This is a genomic window from Bosea sp. 124 (genome assembly GCF_003046175.1).
In the GTDB taxonomy this organism is placed as follows: domain Bacteria; phylum Pseudomonadota; class Alphaproteobacteria; order Rhizobiales; family Beijerinckiaceae; genus Allobosea.
The window spans coordinates 3,983,273-4,002,917 of the sequence record NZ_PZZM01000001.1; the positions used below are offsets into that span (position 1 = coordinate 3,983,273).

Here is a 19,645-nt window from a genome sequence, read left to right on the forward strand (position 1 = left end):
GGGATCGATCGAGACGGGGTCGCGATGGTCGTCTCGGATAGCGCTTGACCGACGGGCAGGGGTCGATTAGCGTCCCGCAACATCTGCAAAGGGTCGAAGCGCGATGCGCAAGCTTATTATCGTACGGGTGCGCTGGTAGGGGCCGGTTCTTGATTGAGCCGCGTCTTCCCGACGCCAGCGCACGTCCAGGCCCCTCGAGGGCCTTTTTTATTGCCCGCTTTTCGACCACGCCCCCAACCGAACTGCTGCAGGAGACCGTTATGAGCGAGATGATGACCGGTGCCGATATGGTCGTCCGCGCGCTTCAGGACCAGGGTGTCGAACATCTGTTCGGCTATCCGGGCGGCGCCGTGCTGCCGATCTATGACGCGCTGTTCCAGCAGGACAAGGTCAAGCATGTCCTGGTCCGGCACGAGCAGGGCGCCGTGCATGCGGCGGAGGGCTATGCCCGTTCCAGCGCCGGCAAGGTCGGCTGCGTGCTGGTCACCTCGGGGCCGGGCGCGACGAATGCGGTCACCGGGCTGACCGATGCGCTGCTCGACTCGATCCCGCTCGTCGTCATCACGGGCCAGGTCCCGACGCATCTGATCGGCTCGGACGCCTTCCAGGAATGCGACACGGTCGGCATCACGCGCTCCTGCACCAAGCATAATTATCTGGTGAAGAGCATCGCGGACCTGCCGCGCATCCTGCACGAGGCCTTCTTCGTCGCCGCCAACGGCCGGCCTGGCCCGGTCGTCGTCGACATCCCGAAAGACATCCAGTTCGCGATGGGGGCGTATAGCCGTCCGCGCGACAATCAGCACAAGACCTATCGGCCGACGGTCAAGGGCGATCTCAACAAGATCAAGGCCGCGATCGAGCTGATCGCATCGGCGAGGAAGCCGGTGTTCTATACCGGCGGTGGCGTCATCAATTCCGGCCCGCATGCCTCGGCGCTGCTGCGCGAACTGGTGCGCCTGACCGGCTTCCCCGTGACCTCGACGCTGATGGGGCTCGGTGCCTTCCCGGCCGCCGACAGGCAGTGGCTCGGCATGCTCGGCATGCACGGCACCTACGAGGCCAACCTCGCGATGCATGACTGCGACGTCATGATCAATATCGGCGCGCGCTTCGACGACCGCATCACCGGCCGGCTCGACGGCTTTTCGCCGCGCTCGAAGAAGATCCATATCGATATCGACCCGTCCTCGATCAACAAGACGGTCAAGGTCGATATCGGCATTGTCGGCGACTGCGCCCATGTGCTCGAGGACATGGTCCGGATCTGGCGCGAGACCTCGCCCCAGATCGACAAGACGGCGCTGACGGCGTGGTGGACGCAGATCGACGGCTGGCGGGCACGGAAAAGCCTCGGCTACAAGCAGTCGGATTCGATCATCAAGCCGCAATATGCGCTCGAGCGGCTGCAGGCCCTGACAAAGGACCGGGACACCTACATCACGACCGAGGTCGGCCAGCACCAGATGTGGGCGGCGCAGTACCTCCAGTTCCAGGAGCCGAACCGCTGGATGACCTCGGGCGGGCTCGGCACCATGGGATACGGCCTGCCGGCGGCGATCGGCGTGCAGATGAAGCATCCCAAGGCGCTCGTCATCGATGTTGCGGGCGAAGCCTCGATCCTGATGAACATGCAGGAGATGTCGACGGCCGTGCAATACCGGCTGCCGGTCAAGATCTTCATCCTGAACAACGAATATATGGGCATGGTGCGCCAATGGCAGGAACTGCTGCATGGCGGGCGCTATTCGGAGAGCTATTCGCAGTCCCTTCCGGACTTCGTGAAGCTGGCCGAAGCTTATGGCGGCCACGGCATCCGCTGCTCGGACCCGGCCTCGCTCGACGACGCGATCATGGAGATGATCGAGACGCCCAAGCCCGTGATCTTCGACTGCCTCGTCGCCAAGCATGAGAACTGCTTCCCGATGATCCCGTCGGGCAAGGCCCATAACGAGATGATCCTGCCCGATTTCGAGGGCGATACCGGCGAGATCATCGACGCCAAGGGCAAGCAGCTGGTTTGAACGGCAGCGTCATGCTCGGGCTCGACCCGGGCATCTCTTGCAGGATGAAGCGCTTCATCCTGCAAGAGATTCTCGAGGCAAGCCCGAGAATGACGATCGCCCGAGCGCGATACAGGGGAATTTCATGACCACCATCGGCCTTATTGGCGGAATGAGCTGGGAATCGACCGCGGTCTATTACCGGCTTCTCAATGAGGGGGTGCGGGCGCGCCAGGGCGGGCTGCACTCGGCCGATGTCCTGCTGCACTCGCTCGACTTCTCGCCGGTCGCGGAAATGCAGGCGAGGGGCGACTGGGATGCCGCGGGCGACGTGCTCGCCGACAGCGCGCTGCGCCTCGAGCGGGCGGGTGCAAACTGCCTCGTGCTCTGCACCAACACCATGCACAAGCTGGCCGACCGGATCACGGGTGCGACACGCGTGCCCTTCCTGCATCTGGCGGATGTGACTGCCAAGGCGGTCCGGCAGACCGCGTCGCGGCGTCCGCTGCTGCTGGCGACGCGCTTCACCATGGAGCAGCGCTTCTATCTCGGCAGGCTCGCCGCCTTCGGTGTCGAGGCCGTCGTCCCCGAGGAGGGGGAGCGCGAGGAGGTTCACCGCATCATCTATGAGGAACTCTGCCGCGGCCGGATCAAGCCGGCGTCCAAGGCGCGCTATCTTGCGATCATCGCGAAGGCTGCCGCCCAAGGGGCCGACGGCGTCATTCTCGGCTGCACCGAGATCGGTTTGTTGATCTCGCAGGCGGATAGCGCGCTGCCGGTGTTCGACACGACCGCGCTGCATGTCGAGGCGGCGCTCGACTTCGCCCTGGCGGCGGAGAGCCAGGCCGCATGAAACCCGTGATGAAGCTCGTCATCGCCAACAAGAATCATTCCTCCTGGTCGCTGCGGCCCTGGCTGCTGCTGACGGAGTTCGGGATTCCGTTCGAGGAGGTGCTGGTCCCGTTTGGGCAGACCTTCGACGATCCGGAATGGAAACGCGCGATCTCCGCCTTCACGACGGCCGGCAAGGTGCCGGCGCTGATCGATGGCGAGATCAAGGTTTGGGAGTCGCTGGCGATCCTGGACCATGTCGCCGATACACGGCCCGATCTCGCGATCTGGCCGCGCGATCCGGCCGCGAGGGCGATGGCGCGCTCGATTTCGGCCGAGATGCATGCCGGCTTCCCGGTGCTGCGCAATGCCTGCCCGATGAACCTCGCCTGGGTGCACGCTGCGCGCGACCGCGGGCCGAAGGTCGACGCCGATGTCGCGCGGATCTGCGCGATCTGGCGTGAGGCGCGCGAGCGCTTCGGTGGGGCGGGGCCGTTCCTTTTCGGCGCCTTCACGGCCGCGGACGCGATGTTTGCGCCGGTGACGGCGCGCTTCACCGGCTACGGCATCGCTCCGGACCCTGTCAGCGTCGCCTATTGCGAGGCGGTGCAGGCGACGCCGGGATTCCAGTCCTGGCGCATCGGTGCCCTCGCCGAGCCCTGGATCATCGCCGAGGACGAGGCCGCCGAGCCTGTCCTGACCGATTTTCGTCCCTCTCTCAGCCGCAGCCGAGTTTCGCCATGAATACCTCGACGCACTACCCGAACGCCCCCGTCGCGCAGCCTGTCGCGCGCCACACACTGGCCGTGATCGTCGACAACGAGCCGGGCGTGCTGGCGCGCATCGCCGGGCTGTTCTCCGGCCGCGGCTACAATATCGAGAGCCTGACCGTCTCCGAGACGGAGCATGAGAAGCACATCTCGCGCATCACCGTGGTGACCTCGGGCACCGCCAATGTCATCGACCAGATCAAGGCGCATCTCGACCGGCTGGTGCCGGTGCATCGCGTCGTCGATCTCACGCTGCAGGGCGAGGCGCTGGAGCGCGAACTGGCCCTCGTCAAGGTGGTGGGGAAGGGCGAGCACCGGGTCGAGGCGATGCGCCTTGCGGCCGCTTTCGGCGCACGCACGCTCGATGCCTCGCTGACCTCTTTCGTCTTCGAGCTGACCGGCTCGACCGAGGAAATCGAGCGCTTCATCAAGCTTATGACAGTTGTCGGGCTGACGGAAGTTTCGCGCACCGGCATCGCGGCGATGAGCCGCGGACCGGACGCGATGTGATTTCCGGATATCCGGGCCGGATGCTATGGATATCCGACCAGGAGCGGAGCGATGAAGGTTCAGGTCGCCAAATGGGGCAACAGCACGGCCGTGCGGCTGCCCAAGGCCGTGGTCGAGCAGCTCTAGCTGGAGCCCGGAATGACGGTCGATGTATCGGTCGAGCAGGGAACAATCTGTTTGAAGGTCGCTCCCGCAGATGACGAGGCCGTGCCGTCGCAGGCACGACCTGAGCCCTACCCGGTCACGCTGGAATGGATGATAGAGGAAGCAAAGCGTCTTGGAGGCATCAAGAACGCGCCGCGCGACGATGTCGATTGGGGACCTGATGTCGGCTCCGAGGTGATCTATGACGACTACAACCCGCGCAAGCGGGCATCCTGAGTCGGGCGAAGTCTACTGGGTCGATCTCGACCCGGTTCTCGGTTCAGAGCAGGCAGGTCGGCAACCTGTTGTCCTCATGTCCGACGACGCGCTGCACCAGTTCTCGTCGCGCATCCTGATCTGCCCGATCACTTGGAATCCCGAGCCCTGGCCGACGAAAGCCGCGGTTCCGTCGGGCTGCGTGGTTAGCGGCTTCGTGCTGACCGATCAGGCTCGCATAATCGATCGTGATTTTCGCAAACTGCGCCTGATCGGACGACTTCCCGAAGCGGTGACTTTGCGCGTCAAGCACCGCGTCGCGGCCTATATGAGCATCATTCCCATCACCGACTCGTCCCCATTATGAACCTCGAACACATCGCCCTCGGGCTCGGTATCGTCGGCTTCGGCTGTTTCGCCTGGCCGATCCTGCAGCGTCTCAGCGGCAAGGCGCCGGCCGAGGCGCCCGGCAGCGGCAAAAGCCTGCGCTCGCCACTGTGGTGGGCGGGGTTCGTCCTGACGATTGCAGCGATCTTCCTGCAGCGGATTGCGAGCCAGCAGATGGCAGGCTTGTAGAACGAGCGCGGGTGTCGCCCAGCCGGTCTTCGCAAGGCCGCATTCGATGGACCGCAAAGCGCCTTGCGGAGGTTTCCAGACTACGCTAGATAGCCGAACCGTAACGTACGGTACGGCATTTTCTCCAGATTTAGACGATCCAGGTTTGGATGGCCATGGCGGCGACGCGCAACACAGCAGACACGGACGAGCCGACGGCGCGCCAGCAGGCCGTGCTCGATGCCGTGCTGTCGCTGATGGTGGAGGAGGGCGATCAGCTCACCATGACCGCCGTGGCGCGTCGGGCGAGTTGCTCCAAGGAGACGCTGTACAAATGGTTCGGTGATCGCGACGGCCTTTTGACGGCGACGGTGCGCTGGCAGGCAGCGCGGGTGCGGGCCGGACGCTATGATCGCCCGACGTTCGACATCGCCGCGCTGCGCGACAGCCTGAAGGGTTTCGCCGCGACCTGGCTGACCGTGATCTCCAGCCCGACCTCGATCGCGCTGAACCGGCTCGCCATCGGCCATGCGGCCTCGCGCAAGAGCAATCTCGGCGGGATCGTTCTGGAAAACGGCCGCTTTGCCATCGGCGAGCGGCTTCGGCCCGTGCTCGAGGCCGGGCGCGAGGCGGGCCTGCTCGCTTTCGATGAATCCGAGACGGCGTTCCGGACCTTTTTCGGCCTCGTCGGCCGCGACGTGCAGATCCGGCTGCTGCTAGGCGATCCCCTGACGCTGGGCCGTGACGAGATCGAGCGCGACGCCGCCCGGGCCACCGACCAGTTCCTCGCACTTTACGGGCGGACATCCGCACCGGAAGCCTGAAGAAACCACCCAGACCCCAAGGAAGGATACACTCACATGCGCGTCTATTATGATCGTGATGCCGACATCAACCTGATCAAGGGCAAGAAGGTCTGCATCGTCGGCTACGGCTCGCAGGGCCATGCCCATGCGCTCAACCTGCGCGATTCCGGCGTCAAGGACGTCGTCATCGCGCTGAAGGCCGGCTCGGCAACCCGCAAGAAGGCCGAAGAGGCCGGCTTCAAGGTGATGACCCCGACGGAGGCCGCCAAGGTCTCCGACATCATGATGATGCTCACCCCCGACGAACTGCAGGGCGACATCTATCGTGACGAGCTCCACGGCAACATGAAGCAGGGCGCCGCGCTTCTGTTCGCGCACGGCCTCAACGTGCATTTCAACCTGATCGAGCCGCGCAAGGACCTCGACGTGCTGATGGTCGCCCCGAAGGGCCCCGGCCATACGGTGCGTTCGGAATACCAGCGTGGCGGCGGCGTGCCGACCCTGATCGCGATCCACCAGGACGCGACGGGCAACGCCCATGACCTCGGCCTGTCCTATGCCTCGGCCAATGGCGGCGGTCGCGCCGGCATCATCGAGACCACGTTCAAGGAAGAGTGCGAGACCGATCTGTTCGGCGAACAGGTCGTGCTTTGCGGCGGCCTGGTCGAGTTGATCAAGGCCGGCTACGAGACGCTGACCGAGGCTGGCTATGCGCCCGAGATGGCCTATTTCGAGTGCCTGCACGAGGTGAAGCTGATCGTCGACCTGATCTATGAGGGCGGCATCGCGAACATGAACTACTCGATCTCGAACACGGCCGAATATGGCGAGTACGTCACCGGCCCGCGTATCATCACGCCGGAGACCAAGGCCGAGATGAAGCGCGTGCTGACCGACATCCAGTCGGGCAAGTTCACCCGCGACTGGATGCTGGAGAACAAGGTCAACCAGACCTCGTTCAAGGCGACCCGCGCCCGCTACGCCGCCCATCCGATCGAGGAAGTCGGCGCCAAGCTGCGCGACATGATGCCCTGGATCAAGGCTAAGGCCCTCGTCGACAAGACCAAGAACTGATCCAGGGCTTCTTGCTTCTGCAACGGCCGGGCTGACGCCCGGCCTTTGTGATCAAGGCCAAGGCGCTGGTCGATGAAAGACCTGAAGACCTCTGGGCGGAGCTGCGGCTCGCGCACTGATTCAACCGCTTGCGGTCTTGATTCAGGCGCGCGTCGCAAGTCCTTGTTCTGAAAAAGGGAAGACGAGAGCGAGGCGGGCGCAGCGGTGCGGCCGCCTCTTTGCGTTTCGGCAGGCTTGCCCCGTTCCCACCGGAACCGATGCCGCAGCGGCGCGTTTTCACTGCACACGGGACAATCGGGAGCGGGCAGATGACATGGTATGAGGACAGGGCCGAGCAGGGGCGCCGCCGCCAGATCGGGCGAGCCACCCGCGAACGCGTGAGCGTCGCACGGCCGGAGACGGAGGAAGAGTGGCCGCTGCCGAGCGCGCTTTTGGCCGGGCTGGCGCTGGCTCTGCTCTTCAACACCTTCATCGGCGTGATCCCGGGTTGAGGGGCAAGGCGGGAAGCGGAGGAATGCGATGACCATCGAAGTCGAAGAACGCGCCAGGGCGCAGACCGAGAACCCGGCAGGCGGACACACGATTCCGCCGATGCGGGCCGATGGCCATACCGATGCCAGTCCGGCCGAGGAGACGCCGGTTGAGGCCAGGCAGGGCTTTCTCGGAGCTCCAGTCCTGATGGTTCTGGTGGGCGGCCTTGTCCTGGCAGTCGTGGCCTGGATCGCGGTCGAGCTGCTGGCCTATTGAGGCGCTGCTGCGCCGCGAAATTTTCGGTCGACTTGGCCGTCCGCGATCATGACGACCTGAAGGGCGACAATTCGGATAAAGACGACTTGAACGACATGGAAGCGGGTTGCCGATCAGAGATGGGAGGTAGCGATGCAGGTGTTGAAGTTGATCGAGGGGCCGGTTGCGGCCGGCCTGGGATTGGCGATGTCGGTGGCTCTGCTCGTGGCGGTGATCCTCGGGCTGGCGTGAGCTAGCGCGGCAGCATTCCGCCCTGTGTCGCCATTTCGGCGAGCCGGCCGGCGCCATAGAGCAGCGCGAAGCCCCAGGCGATCGAGGCGGTCCAGTTGGCGATCTGGAACGGCCAGAACGGCATTTTGACGATGCCGGCGACGATCGCGATGACGGCGCGCAACGGACCGAAAAAATGGCCGATCAGGATGCTCGCAACGCCCCATTTCTCGAAAAACGCATGGCCGCGCGCCAGGAGTTGCGGATTCGTGGTGAAGGGCCAGTGATCGTCGACGCGCGGTCCGAGAATGAGCCCGGCCCAGTAGGAAACCCAGAAGCCGAAGCCGGACCCCGCCGCCGCGGCGATTGCCAGCGGCACCAGATCGAGCCCTGAGGCGCCCGCCGCCGCGCCGAAGGCGGTGAAGAACACGGTCGCCGGCACGAGCCAGGACAGGATCGCGACGCATTCTCCGAACGCGATCAGGAAGACGATCGGGATCGCCCATTCCTGGTTTGCGCGCATGAACTCGACGAGCGCCTGCATCCAGAGTTCGAGTTGGGCCATGTCTGTCCTGGTCGCTCGAGCGTAGGCTGAGGCTTATCGCTGCCTCACCTTGCCAATGCAACCAAAGCGTGGTCGCGGCAGGGCCTCGGCCGAAGGACGGCTTTGCCTTATCCGGCCGATAGCTTAGTCTCGCCTGCAACGACGAACGCTAGGTTCGGCCGGCGCCGCCAAGAGCGCCCGATGCCGACGGGGAAACGGGTTTCATGGAGTTGCAACAGCGCCCGCATGGCGATGCGGGAGCGGCGGATGTGCCGTCGCGGGATCCTTCGCCCTCGCAGAATGCCGCCGTCGCGCTCGGCGGGCTCGACATCACCTTCCATCTCGATGGCGGCCAGCGCTACAAGGCGGTGACCGGGATCGATCTCGCCGTGTCCGCTGGCGAGTTCGTCTCGGTGGTCGGGCCGACCGGCTGCGGGAAATCGACGCTGCTCAATGCGGCGGCGGGGCTTCTGGTGCCCTCGGCCGGTACAGTCTCGATCTTCGGCAAGCCGCTCTCGGGGCTCAACCGCCGCGCGGGATACCTCTTCCAGGCCGATGCGCTGATGCCGTGGAAGACGGCGCTCGACAACGTCAAGGTCGCGCTCGAGCCGATGGGCGTTTCCGATGCCGAGGCCGACAAGCGCGCGCGCGAATGGCTCGCCCGCGTGGGCCTGCGCGCCTTCGTCGATCGCTATCCGCACATGCTCTCGGGCGGACAGCGCAAGCGCGTGGCATTGGCGCAGATGCTGATTCGCGACCCCGAGATTCTGCTGATGGACGAGCCGTTCGGGCCGCTCGATGCGCAGACGCGCCAGATCATGGGCAACCTGCTGCTCGATCTCTGGTCGAAAGACCGCAAGGCGCTGATCTTCGTGACGCATGATCTGGAGGAGGCGATCGCGTTGTCCGACCGCGTCGTCGTGATGTCGGCAGGGCCTGCCGCCGGCATCGTCGCCGATTACCGTGTGCCGCTCCCGCGCCCGCGCGATATCGCCGAGATCAGGCTGGAGAAGGCCTTTCACGAGATCCACCGCGACATCTGGGCCTCGCTCCGGGTTGAGGTGCAGAAGGCCTATGCGATGGGCGAGGGCAGGGAACTCGTCGATAGCAAGGAACTGGCCGGGGGAGCGGCGTCATGAACCGCGTCAAGCTGCTCGCGCTGCAGGCGCTGGTGATGGTCGTCTTCCTTGGGATTTGGCACGTTGTCACCACAACCAGCCTGTTCGGCGAGGTCAAGACCACGCAGTTCTTCTTCTCGACGCCGATCGCGGTGCTGTCGCGGACCTGGAACCAGCTGACCGGCACCGACATCTACTGGCATCTCGGCATCACCCTGACCGAGACGGTGCTGGCCTTCGTCATCGGCTCGGCCGCCGGCATCCTGTTCGGCTTCGTCTTCGCGCGCAACGAGCTGCTGGCGGCGGTGTTCGACCCTTACATCAAGGCCTCGAACGCCCTGCCGCGCGTCGTGCTGGCGCCGATCTTCGCGCTCTGGTTCGGGCTCGGCATCTGGTCGAAGGTCGCGCTCGGCTTCACGCTGGTCTTCTTCATCGTGTTCTTCAACGTCTATCAGGGCGTGCGTGAGGTCTCGCCGACGGTGCTGGCGAATGCGCGCATGCTCGGCATGAACGAGCGCCAGCTCTTCCGCCATGTCTACTGGCCCTCCGCGCTAACCTGGATGTTCTCCTCGCTGCACACCTCGGTGGGCTTCGCGCTGGTGGGCGCGGTGGTCGGCGAATATCTCGGTTCCTCGGCGGGGCTCGGCTACAAGATCCACGAGGCCGAGAGCGTCTTCGACGTGACAGGCGTGTTCTCGGGCATGCTGATCCTCGCCATGTTCGTGATCGCGATCGATTCCGTGGTGACCATGGTCGAGAAGAAGCTGCTGGTCTGGCGGCCGGGCCAGAGTTCGACGACGACGTGAGGCGCAGCTGTCATGCTCGTCTTCATGACGAGTATCCACGTCTTCGTCGCAGGGCTCGGCGGGTGAAGACGGGGATGGCTGGGGACAGGCCCGACCGTGACGGCAAGGTTGCCCGTCTGCCCCGACCTCGCCTATTCTCAACCTCAATGCGCCCCCAGAGGCGTAATTCATTCAACCCGGAGGAATACCCATGATCTTCTCACGCCGCGCGGCGCTGGCCGCGCTCGCGCTTTCGACCTCGCTGGGCTTCACGCCCTATGGCGCGCTCGCGCAGAACGCCGAGAAGCCGAAGCTGACGCTCGGCGTCGGCGGCAAGCAGTTGCTCTACTATCTGCCGCTGACGGTCGCGGAGAAGAAGGGCTTCTTCAAGGAGCAGGGTCTCGACGTCGAGATCAACGATTTCGGCGGCGGCGCGAAGTCGCTGCAGGCGCTGGTCGGCGGTTCGGTCGACGTCGTCACCGGCGCCTATGAGCATACCATCCGCATGCAGGCCAAGGGGCAGGACATCCGCGCCGTGGTCGAGCTCGGGCGCTTCCCCGGCATCACCATCGCGGTGCGCAAGGACCTGGCCGACAAGGTCAAGTCCGCCGCCGATTTCAAGGGGCTGAAGATCGGCGTGACGGCGCCTGGCTCCTCGACCGCGCTGACGGCGCAATACGCGATGGTCAAGGCCGGGCTGAAGGCGACGGATGCGCCGATCATCGGCATCGGCGCAGGCGCAAGCGCGGTCGCCGCGATCAAGCAGAAGCAGGTCGACATCATCTCGCATCTCGACCCGGTGACCTCTAAGCTCGAGCAGGATGGCGACATCGTCTCCGTCGTCGACACCCGCACCGAGGCCGGCACCAAGGCGCTGTTTGGCGGCTCGAATCCGGCTGCCGTGCTCTATCTCAAGAACGACTTCGCCGAGAAGAACCCGGTCACGACGCAGAAGCTCGTCAACGCCTTCGTCAAGGCGCTGAAATGGCTCGAGACGGCCAAGCCCGAGGACGTCGCCGACCTCGTGCCGGCGGAATATCATCTCGGCGACAAGCCGCTCTATCTCCGCGCGGTCAAGAACTCGCAGGAGAGCTATTCGCGCACCGGCATTTCCACGCCCGATGCGATGAAGAGCATGTATGACGCGCTCAAGCTGCTCGATCCGGAGCTGGCGACCTCGAATGTCGATCTGAAGACCACCTTCATCGACAGCTTCGCCAAGAAGGCGGCTGCCGGCTCGTAGTATCTCGACTTCCCGCGGCGCCTCGGTCAAACTCGCATCTTACCCAAGGTAATTTTCCCAAGGAGAGCCGAGATGATCGAGCGCGCTGCGATCGAGACCTTGCTCAACGACGCCTATGCGGCACGGGTGCAAGGCGACCTCGACAAGGTGATGTCTTATTCCATCCGGAATGCCGCTTCCACCTGATGGGCGCGCCCGATCTCGGGCCCGTATGTCATCCCCAGGCGGGTTGTGCGGCGGTCCGGGAACAAATGGCTGGATTGATCAGCGCCTTCACCTTCTCGAAGTTCGAGACGCACGGCCTTATCGTCGAAGGGGATCGTGCTGCCTATCATTGGCGCGCCGATGTGACCTTCAATCCGACCAAGCGCACCGAGAATTTCGAGGCCCTCGATATGGTCACTTTTGAGGATGGGAAGGTGCGAAGCATCACGCAATTCACGGATACCGCCAGCGTGCTGCGCCTGGGGACCGCCTGATCCGCCCGTTTGTATGATCGCTTTCGATTTGCGTGCGGCGCGGCAACCGTTAGGTTCGCCGCGTCGTTTCGTTGAAGGCCGCTGCTGTCCCCATGAACATCCTCTCGATCCAGTCGCATGTCGTCTATGGCCATGTCGGCAATGCATCCGCCGTGTTTCCGATGCAGCGCCTCGGCGTCGAGGTCTGGCCGATCCATACGGTCCAGTTCTCGAATCATACGGGTTATGGCGCCTGGAAGGGCCGCGTCTTCGATGGCGGCATGATCGACGAGGTGATGGAGGGCATCAGCGAGCGCGGCGTCCTGCCGTCCTGCACCGGCGTGCTTTCCGGCTATATGGGCTCCGCCGATATCGGCCATGCCATCCTCTCGGCGGTGGAGCGGGTGCGTGCCGCCAATCCGAAGGCGGTCTATTGCTGCGATCCGGTGATCGGCGATGTCGGGCGCGGCGTCTTCGTGCGGCCGGGCATCCCGGAATTCATGCGCGAGCAGGCGATTCCGGCCGCCGATATCGTGACACCCAACCAGTTTGAGCTCGAACTTCTGACGGATATCGAGATCAGGACGATCGCCGACGCGCATCGCGCCGTCGAGGCGCTGCGCGATGCCGGCCCGAAGGTCGTGCTGGTGACCTCGCTGGTGACGGACGAAACGCCCGATGACGCGCTCGACATGATGGCGGCCGATGCGCGCGGGGCCTTTCGTGTCCGGACGCCGAAGCTCGACACCAGCGTGAACGGTGCGGGCGATGCCATCGCGGCGCTGTTCTTCGTGCATTATCTGCGCGAGGATTCGGCCGCCGCCGCGCTGGCCAAGGCCGCGGCCTCGATCTACGGCCTGCTGAAGCGCACGAAGGAGGCAGGCTCCCGCGAGATCCTCACTGTTGCGGCGCAGGATGAATTCGTGACGCCGACGCACCAATTCCAGCCCGAGAAACTCTGAACGCGATGAGGCTGCGCGTCGGCACTTTCAACGTCGAGAACCTGCTGACGCGACACCGCTTTTCGTCGGGCGGGCGCACCGACACCGCTGCCGCCATGTCGCTGTTCCACTTCCCGCGCAGTGACGAGCGCGATGCGGTCGAGCGCTCGCTGGCCGTGGCGCTGGAAGACGACAAGCGCCAGATGACGGCGCTCGCCCTGGCCGAGGCGCAGGCCGATCTGTGGATGATGCAGGAGGTCGATTCGCTCGCCAGCCTGCAGGCCTTCTTCGCGAACTACGTCCACCGCATCGCCGACCATCGCTACGGCCATTTCACACTGATGGATGGCAACGACCGCCGCAACATCGAGATCGCCTTCGCGGCCCGCCGGGATCTGCTGGCGCCGCAGCAGGTCTCGGTGCGCTCGCACCGGGACCTGAGCTTCGCCGAGGCCGGTGTGCACGATCGCGACCTCGCTGCGCTTGGCATCGACCGCGGCGGCAAGGTCTTTGCCCGCGACTGCCTGAGCATCTCGCTGGATGTCGGGGGCCGGAATCTGACCCTGTTCGGCTGTCATTTCAAATCGATGGACAATGGCCGCGAGGATGGCCGGCAGGCCACCATGCCCGTGCGAAGGGCAGAGGCCGGCGCGGTGAAGCACCTGATCAAGCAGCGCTTCGGCGAAGGCTGGCGCGAGGCCAACTGGATCGTGCTGGGCGACCTCAACGGCTATCGTTTCGGCCTGGGGCCGCGGGCCGAACGGATCGACGAAGGCGAAAGCGGGCTGGAGCCGCTGCTCGACGACTTTGCGGTCGATCCGATGGCGGCGTTGCCGGAGCATGAGCGCTGGACGCATTTCCGGCGCTACTGGTCGGAGAGCCGGCAGCATCTGGTCGAGACGCATATGCCGCTCGACCATATCCTGCTCTCGCCGGCGCTGGCGGCCGCGAACCCCCGGCCCGCCATGCAGACGATCCGCCGGGGGTTGCCCTATCGCGTGCCGCTCGACCCGCGCGAGCCGGACCGCTCGATGGCGCGGCTGGCGACCAGCGCCGACCGCTACCCCCGCGTCGGCTGGGACAGGCCGAAAGCCTCCGACCACTGCCCGCTGACCATAGACCTCACGATACCGCAGGAAGGACGATGATGCCCCGCCGCTTCGTCACGCTCGACGTCTTCACCACGACCCGCCATGCCGGCAATCCGCTGGCGGTCGTGCTGGACAGCGAGGGGCTCGATGCGGCCGCGATGCAGGCAATCGCGCGCGAGTTCAATCTGTCCGAAACGGTCTTCGTCTCGGCGCCGGCCGCGCCGGCCCATCGCGCTGCGCTGCGCATCTTCACGCCCAGCCGCGAGCTGCCCTTCGCCGGCCATCCGACTGTCGGGACCGCCGTGCTGCTGGCCCTGCGGGACGCCGCCGAGGGGAGGGCAGAAGACGTCATCCTGCTGGAGGAGCCTGTCGGCCTCGTGCCCTGCGCCGTCTCCGTGGCGGGGCCGCAGGTCGGCCATGCGATCTTCACCCTGCCGCGCTTGCCGCAGGAACTCGAACCGCCGGCGGCACTGCCCCTGATCGCCGGGGTGCTCGGTCTCGACCGGCGCGAGATCGGCTTCGATCGCCACGTTCCCAGTGTGGTCTCCGCCGGCGTGGCCTTCACCTTCGTGCCGGTCTCCAGCCTCGAGGCGCTGGAGCGCGTGCATCTGGAGACCACACTGTGGTCGCAGGCGATCAGGCCTGCCGATCAGCCCAACGCCTATGCCTATTGCCGCCAGACCCGCGATGCCGGTCATGATTTCCATGCCCGCATGTTCGCCCCCGCCATGGGCGTCAGGGAGGATCCGGCGACCGGCTCCGCGGTCGCTGCGTTCGCGGATGTCATCATGCGTTTCGAGAAGCCCGGCGATGGCGAGCATCGCTTCACGATCGAACAGGGCTACGAGATGGGGCGGCCCTCGCAGATCACGCTGGAGCTGACTGTTTCGGCCGGGGCGCTCGTCTCGGCACGGATCGGGGGCTCGGCTGTCATGATCAGCGAAGGCGTGTTGCTGTGAACCCCGGTACGAAGGCGCAAGACACTGCGATGGATATTTTTCCGGATGGCGGCATCGTGCGGCTGCAGCGGGTCGAGGCGCAGATCGAGGCCTATGACTGGGTTTTCGCGCGCGAGAACGACGCGGCCATCGCCGGGCATTGGGCGAAGATCAGCGACGGCAAGGCCGGCATGTTCAACGGGCGCATCCTGTTGCAGCACCGCGCGGTCATCGCGGACGGCATCTTCCGCGCCGGCTATTTCGAGACCGATTACGCCGCCTTCATCGCATGGCGCGATTTCGGCTTGCCCGGGCCGTCGATCCGCAACGGTTTCGCCATGGGCGCGCTGCGCGCCGCCGACGGCGCCTTCCTGTGCGGCCGCATGGGCGGGCATACCGCCAATGCCGGGATGGTCTATTTCGCGGCCGGCACGCCCGATCGCAGCGATCTGCGCGAGGACGGCACGGTCGACCTCGCCGGCAGCGTGGTGCGCGAGCTCTGGGAGGAGACCGGGCTGACGGAGGCCGAGATCAGCGTGGGCGAGGGCTGGGACGCGGTCTTCACGCCCGGCCGCGTCGCCTTCATGCGGCCGGTCACGGTTCCCCTGCCGGCCGAGGAGGCGCGGGCGCTGATGCTGTCGCGGATCGCCACGCAGGAGGATCAGGAACTCGACGACATCGTGATCCTGCGCAGCGCGGCCGATTGCGACCGCTACAGGATGGGGGTCTTCATGAAGCCCTATCTCGCCCATATCTTCGGGCAGGACTGATATTCGGGCAGGGCTGGTCGCACGTCCGATCGTCCTGCCGCCCGCCAGCCGAAAGCGATCCCATGACCACGCCCGAGCCCCTGCCGCCCGAAGCCCTGCCGCTCGCATCCGCGAACCCCTTCGCCGCTGCCTGGGCGACGCCGTTCGGGCTGCCGCCCTTCGCAGCGATCCGGCCGGAGCATATCAGCCCGGCCTTCGAGGCGGCGCTCGCCAAGCACAAGGCCGAGATCGCCGCGATCGCCGCCGATCCGGCTGCGCCCGACTTTGCCAATACGATCGAGGCGCTGGAGCGGGCCGGCCGTGGGCTCTCCCGTGTCGGGGGCGTGTTCTACAACCTTTCCGGCGCCGACACGAATGAGGCGCTGCAGGCGATCGAGCGCGAGCTTTCGCCGGTCACCTCGCGGCACTGGTCGGCGATCATGATGGACCCGGCCTTGTTCGCCCGGGTCGATGCGGTGTTCGCGGGGCGTGACGCGCTCGGGCTCGATGCGGAGCAGCTAAGGCTGCTGGAGAGGACGCATCGCGGCTTCATCCGCTCGGGTGCGCAGCTTGGCCCTGACGACAAGGCGAGGCTGGCTGCGATCAATGAGCGGCTGGCGGCACTCGGCACGCAGTTCAGCCAGAACGTGCTGAAGGACGAATCGTCCTACGCCCTGATCATCGCGGACGAAGCCGGCCTTGCCGGGCTGCCGGCCTTCCTGCTCGCGGCGATGGCGCGCGCCGCGGCCGATCGCGGCGAGACGGGCAAGCATGCGGTGACGCTGTCGCGCTCGATCATCGAGCCGTTCCTGACCTTCTCGACCCGGCGCGACCTGCGCGAAGAGGCGTTCGCCGCCTGGAGCCGGCGCGGCGAGAACGGCAACGAGAGCGACAACCGCGCCATCGTCGCCGAGATGGTGAAGCTCCGCGCCGAGAAGGCGAAGCTGCTCGGTTTTGCGACCTTCGCGCATTTCAAGCTCGACGACACGATGGCGAAGACGCCGCAGAATGTGCGCGACCTGCTGGAACTGGTCTGGAAGCCGGCCAAGGCGCGGGCGGCGAAGGAGGCGGGCGACCTCGCGGCGCTGGCCCAGGCCGAGGGCGAGAACGGCCCGATCCGGCCGTCGGACTGGCGTCACTATGCCGAGAAGGTGCGGCAGCAGACCTATGCTCTGGATGAGACCGTGCTCAAGCCCTATCTCCAACTCGACCGCATCATCCAGGCGGCCTTCGACGTCGCCGGCAAGCTGTTCGGGCTGGCCTTCGAGGCCAAACCCGAGCTCGAGGGTTACCACCCCGATGTCCGCATCTGGGAGGTGAAGGAGGCCGCCAGCGGGCGCCATATCGGCCTCTTCATCGGCGACTACTTCGCCCGCGCCTCGAAGCGTTCGGGCGCCTGGATGAGCGCCTTCCGTGGCCAGAGCAATTTCGGCGGCGAGATCCGCCCGATCATCGTGAACGTCTGCAATTTCGCCAAGCCCGCCGAAGGCAAGCCGGCGCTGCTCTCGATCGACGATGCGCGCACGCTGTTCCACGAATTCGGCCACGCGCTGCATGGGCTGCTCTCCGACGTGACCTATGGCTCGCTCGCCGGCACCTCGGTTTCGCGCGATTTCGTGGAGTTGCCCTCGCAACTCTACGAGCACTGGTTCCTGACGAAGGAGGTGATGCAGGCCTATTGCCTGCATGCCGAGACCGGCGAGCCCATTCCCGACATGCTGATCGACAAGATCAAGCGGGCGCAGACCTTCAACCAGGGCTTCGCCACAGTGGAATACACCTCCTCGGCGCTGGTGGACCTCGCCTTCCACTCGCTGGAGGCGCCCGGCGAGATCGATCCGCTGGCCTTCGAGAAGGCCGAGCTTTCGCGGCTCGGCATGCCCTCGGAGATCACCATGCGCCACCGCACCCCGCATTTCAGCCATGTCTTCTCGGGCGATGGCTATTCGGCCGGCTATTACAGCTATCTCTGGTCGGAGGTGATGGATGCCGACGCCTTCAACGCCTTCCTCGAGGCCGGCGACATCTTCGCGCCCGAACTGGCGGACAGGCTGAAGCGCTTCATCTATGCGGCCGGCGATACGCGCGACGCCGCCGAGGCCTACACGCTGTTCCGCGGCCGCCTGCCGACGCCCGATGCGCTGCTGGAGAAGCGGGGGCTGGCGGCGTGAAGATTTCCGGAAAGCCGGGTCGCAAGCCCTTGCGCCGACTCACGAAATCGCCACGATGACGTAAGGGTAGAGGCTGTCTGCCCCCGCCTCGGGCGCCACCGGATTGTGCCGGTCCGGCGCTCGACAGGCGAGACGTCCCTCAGCGTTCCGAACCCTGGCCGACGAAACTCAAGACAGGTTCGGGATGGGGGAAGACCATGCTTCGGAAATACTTGGCTGCCGTGCTGGCGGTTGCCGTTCTCGCGCCTTCGGCGGCGTCTGCCGATGTTATGACGTGGAAGCTGCGCAGCTTCTCAAAGAATGCGATCGAGGTCGCGTTCTATTCGCAGAACCGGCGCACAGAGTGGCCGGGCGGCGGCAAGGTCTATGTCAATCGCACCTATGACACGGTCAGCTATCCGCTGACCTGCATCAAGGGCGAGAAAATCTGCTACGGCGCCTGGCTGAAGGGCAACTCAAGCCGCTACTGGGGCATGGGGCAGGGCGGCAAGCAGAAATGCACGAATTGTTGCTACACCTGCGGCGGCAATACGAGCACCCAGATTCACAACCTCAACGAACATTGACGAGGCCGGCGGCCGGTCCCGAGACCGCCCGCCGAGGTTTTCAGCCCGGATAGCCGAACTTCGCCTTGGTGGAGCGGATCTGTGCGATGGCGCCGCCCTCGTTTCCAGCGGCGCAGGTCGAGCGCGCGGTCGAGATGTCCGACGAGACGCGGGTGTGGACGCCCTTGGTGGTGTGGCCGGTGGCGAGATCGTTGTCGATCACCGCCTGGAAACGCTCGACCTCGCCGGAGCAGCCCGAGCCCGTCGGCATGCGGAAGGTGTTGGGGGTGACACCCGTCGCCGCCTGCTCGGGCGAGGGCGCCGGCGGCGTGCCGCCCGATGGGGTCTGGCAGCCGGCCAGGGCGGCGAAGGCAAGGGCGACAACGGGCAGGGCGATGGCGCGCATGGCAGGCTCCGGCGTGCTTTACACAATGGTCCAGAAGCGGATTCACCGGGCAGGTCGATTCATCCTGCGCCGATCCGGCTCCCGTGCAGCGAAGATGCCCGATTCCCCTTCCGGGTCAATCGCGGGCGGTTCAGTCGTCGAGGGGCAGGAAGGGCAGGGCGACCGCGAAGATGGCGGCCGCGAGCGCAGCCAGCCAGACGGCGCCGAGGCCGACGAGGTAATGGGCGATGGCGCCGTTGATGCAGCCCGTCAGAAGACCGATCCAGAGCACGAAATGGCGCACCCAGGCCAAAGGCGGGCCACCCAGCAGGGCGCCGGCGATGCGCTGGCCCATCTTCACCAGCGTCCCGGTCATATAGGTCAGTGCGATCGTGACCTCGCCGTCGCGCTGGAAGACTCCGTTCTCCGCCCCCATGGCGAAGGCGAGCAGCACGGCGCCGGCGAAGCTGAAGCCGATCGTGGCGAGCGTCGCTGCCGCCGCCAGGGCGAGCGCCACCAGCGCAAGCACGGCGGATTTGCGCCTGCGACCGCCGAAATGGCCGGCGAGCGAACCGCAGATGACGCCAATGACGAAGAGCCCGAGCACCGTTGCGGCAATCGCGATGCCGCCGGCATGGAGACCGGCCAGCTCGATGCTGAGCCGCGTCGTGTTGCCGCTCATGAAGGAGACGAAAAAGCCGCCAAGGCTGATGAAGCCGATCGTGTCGATATAGCCAGCGAGGCCCGACAGGCAAAAGGCCAGGCCGATCGCCCAGCGGTTGTAGAGCATCATCGCGTTCGTCCCCAGCCG

Annotated in this window: 24 protein-coding genes; 21 read left to right on the forward strand and 3 right to left on the reverse strand. The window is 65.7% G+C overall.

The genetic code is table 11. From position 1 onward, the window contains the following. Nucleotides 1–260: 260 nt before the first annotated feature. The 11 genes from C8D03_RS18920 (at nucleotide 261) to C8D03_RS18970 (ending at nucleotide 7,656) form a co-directional block, all read left to right on the forward strand. Nucleotides 261–2,024 carry an acetolactate synthase 3 large subunit gene (locus tag C8D03_RS18920; protein WP_108048639.1) on the forward strand — a complete coding sequence of 588 codons (1,764 nt, stop codon included), beginning with the start codon at nucleotides 261–263 and terminating at the stop codon, nucleotides 2,022–2,024. A 124-nt stretch (nucleotides 2,025–2,148) separates the two neighbouring features. Then, nucleotides 2,149–2,856 (forward strand): aspartate/glutamate racemase family protein, encoded by a 708-nt coding sequence (locus C8D03_RS18925; protein ID WP_108048641.1) that lies wholly within the window; start codon nucleotides 2,149–2,151, stop codon nucleotides 2,854–2,856. Further along, complete coding sequence (locus C8D03_RS18930; RefSeq protein WP_348981706.1) at nucleotides 2,853–3,578, forward strand: glutathione S-transferase family protein; 726 nt, start codon at nucleotides 2,853–2,855, stop codon at nucleotides 3,576–3,578. Before C8D03_RS18925 ends, C8D03_RS18930 begins: the two co-directional genes overlap by 4 nt. Continuing rightward, complete coding sequence (ilvN, locus tag C8D03_RS18935; protein ID WP_108048643.1) at nucleotides 3,575–4,114, forward strand: acetolactate synthase small subunit; 540 nt, start codon at nucleotides 3,575–3,577, stop codon at nucleotides 4,112–4,114. Before C8D03_RS18930 ends, ilvN begins: the two co-directional genes overlap by 4 nt. Before the next feature lie 138 nt (nucleotides 4,115–4,252). Further along, the gene (locus C8D03_RS18940) at nucleotides 4,253–4,495 is read left to right on the forward strand and encodes a hypothetical protein (RefSeq protein WP_210203944.1); all 243 of its coding nucleotides are present in this window, start codon (nucleotides 4,253–4,255) and stop codon (nucleotides 4,493–4,495) included. Continuing rightward, complete coding sequence (locus C8D03_RS18945) at nucleotides 4,461–4,841, forward strand: type II toxin-antitoxin system PemK/MazF family toxin (protein ID WP_108048645.1); 381 nt, start codon at nucleotides 4,461–4,463, stop codon at nucleotides 4,839–4,841. Before C8D03_RS18940 ends, C8D03_RS18945 begins: the two co-directional genes overlap by 35 nt. Continuing rightward, nucleotides 4,838–5,050, forward strand: a complete 213-nt coding sequence (locus C8D03_RS18950; RefSeq protein WP_108048647.1) for a hypothetical protein — start codon at nucleotides 4,838–4,840, stop codon at nucleotides 5,048–5,050. The genes C8D03_RS18945 and C8D03_RS18950 overlap by 4 nt, the downstream gene beginning before the upstream one ends. Before the next feature lie 155 nt (nucleotides 5,051–5,205). Continuing rightward, the gene (locus C8D03_RS18955) at nucleotides 5,206–5,853 is read left to right on the forward strand and encodes a TetR/AcrR family transcriptional regulator C-terminal domain-containing protein (protein ID WP_181301095.1); all 648 of its coding nucleotides are present in this window, start codon (nucleotides 5,206–5,208) and stop codon (nucleotides 5,851–5,853) included. Nucleotides 5,854–5,889: 36 nt separating this feature from the next. Then, the gene (ilvC, locus tag C8D03_RS18960) at nucleotides 5,890–6,909 is read left to right on the forward strand and encodes a ketol-acid reductoisomerase (protein WP_108048651.1); all 1,020 of its coding nucleotides are present in this window, start codon (nucleotides 5,890–5,892) and stop codon (nucleotides 6,907–6,909) included. 308 nt (nucleotides 6,910–7,217) lie between these two features. Next, a complete protein-coding gene (locus tag C8D03_RS18965) occupies nucleotides 7,218–7,400 on the forward strand; it encodes a hypothetical protein (protein WP_146170228.1) in 183 nt (60 codons plus the stop codon). A gap of 28 nt (nucleotides 7,401–7,428) precedes the next feature. Further along, nucleotides 7,429–7,656, forward strand: coding sequence for a hypothetical protein (locus C8D03_RS18970; RefSeq protein WP_108048656.1), 228 nt, complete (start codon nucleotides 7,429–7,431; stop codon nucleotides 7,654–7,656). A gap of 232 nt (nucleotides 7,657–7,888) precedes the next feature. Here C8D03_RS18970 and C8D03_RS18975 read toward each other — a convergent pair whose 3' ends face one another. Continuing rightward, nucleotides 7,889–8,431 (reverse strand): DedA family protein, encoded by a 543-nt coding sequence (locus C8D03_RS18975; RefSeq protein WP_108048658.1) that lies wholly within the window; start codon nucleotides 8,429–8,431, stop codon nucleotides 7,889–7,891. Nucleotides 8,432–8,634: 203 nt separating this feature from the next. On the opposite strand from C8D03_RS18975, the gene C8D03_RS18980 reads away from it, so the two are divergent. The 10 genes from C8D03_RS18980 to C8D03_RS19025 all read left to right on the forward strand — a co-directional run bounded on the left by C8D03_RS18980 (nucleotide 8,635) and on the right by C8D03_RS19025 (nucleotide 18,470). Beyond that, nucleotides 8,635–9,549 (forward strand): ABC transporter ATP-binding protein, encoded by a 915-nt coding sequence (locus C8D03_RS18980; RefSeq protein ID WP_108048660.1) that lies wholly within the window; start codon nucleotides 8,635–8,637, stop codon nucleotides 9,547–9,549. Next, nucleotides 9,546–10,334, forward strand: a complete 789-nt coding sequence (locus tag C8D03_RS18985; RefSeq protein ID WP_108048662.1) for an ABC transporter permease — start codon at nucleotides 9,546–9,548, stop codon at nucleotides 10,332–10,334. The genes C8D03_RS18980 and C8D03_RS18985 overlap by 4 nt, the downstream gene beginning before the upstream one ends. A 190-nt stretch (nucleotides 10,335–10,524) precedes the next feature. After that, complete coding sequence (locus C8D03_RS18990; protein ID WP_108048663.1) at nucleotides 10,525–11,556, forward strand: ABC transporter substrate-binding protein; 1,032 nt, start codon at nucleotides 10,525–10,527, stop codon at nucleotides 11,554–11,556. A 185-nt stretch (nucleotides 11,557–11,741) separates the two neighbouring features. Next, the gene (locus C8D03_RS18995) at nucleotides 11,742–12,035 is read left to right on the forward strand and encodes a nuclear transport factor 2 family protein (RefSeq protein ID WP_108048665.1); all 294 of its coding nucleotides are present in this window, start codon (nucleotides 11,742–11,744) and stop codon (nucleotides 12,033–12,035) included. Nucleotides 12,036–12,127: 92 nt separating this feature from the next. Continuing rightward, on the forward strand, nucleotides 12,128–12,976 hold the full coding sequence (gene pdxY / locus C8D03_RS19000; protein ID WP_108048667.1) for a pyridoxal kinase PdxY: 849 nt from the start codon (nucleotides 12,128–12,130) through the stop codon (nucleotides 12,974–12,976). A 5-nt stretch (nucleotides 12,977–12,981) separates the two neighbouring features. After that, a complete protein-coding gene (locus C8D03_RS19005) occupies nucleotides 12,982–14,103 on the forward strand; it encodes an endonuclease/exonuclease/phosphatase family protein (protein WP_108048669.1) in 1,122 nt (373 codons plus the stop codon). Then, a complete protein-coding gene (locus C8D03_RS19010) occupies nucleotides 14,100–15,005 on the forward strand; it encodes a PhzF family phenazine biosynthesis protein (RefSeq protein WP_108048671.1) in 906 nt (301 codons plus the stop codon). Before C8D03_RS19005 ends, C8D03_RS19010 begins: the two co-directional genes overlap by 4 nt. A gap of 29 nt (nucleotides 15,006–15,034) precedes the next feature. Beyond that, a complete protein-coding gene (locus C8D03_RS19015; RefSeq protein WP_108048673.1) occupies nucleotides 15,035–15,754 on the forward strand; it encodes a hypothetical protein in 720 nt (239 codons plus the stop codon). Between the two features lie 62 nt (nucleotides 15,755–15,816). Next, on the forward strand, nucleotides 15,817–17,904 hold the full coding sequence (locus tag C8D03_RS19020) for a M3 family metallopeptidase (protein ID WP_108048675.1): 2,088 nt from the start codon (nucleotides 15,817–15,819) through the stop codon (nucleotides 17,902–17,904). A gap of 221 nt (nucleotides 17,905–18,125) precedes the next feature. Further along, nucleotides 18,126–18,470: a hypothetical protein gene (locus C8D03_RS19025; protein WP_248308709.1), complete on the forward strand. Its 345-nt coding sequence runs from the start codon at nucleotides 18,126–18,128 to the stop codon at nucleotides 18,468–18,470. Between the two features lie 40 nt (nucleotides 18,471–18,510). Here the strand turns inward: C8D03_RS19025 and C8D03_RS19030 are convergent, their stop codons facing one another. Together C8D03_RS19030 and C8D03_RS19035 are read right to left on the reverse strand one after the other, a co-directional pair. After that, complete coding sequence (locus C8D03_RS19030) at nucleotides 18,511–18,855, reverse strand: hypothetical protein (RefSeq protein ID WP_108048679.1); 345 nt, start codon at nucleotides 18,853–18,855, stop codon at nucleotides 18,511–18,513. Nucleotides 18,856–18,985: 130 nt separating this feature from the next. Then, nucleotides 18,986–19,627: a YoaK family protein gene (locus tag C8D03_RS19035; protein ID WP_108048681.1), complete on the reverse strand. Its 642-nt coding sequence runs from the start codon at nucleotides 19,625–19,627 to the stop codon at nucleotides 18,986–18,988. Between the last annotated feature and the right edge of the window lie 18 nt (nucleotides 19,628–19,645).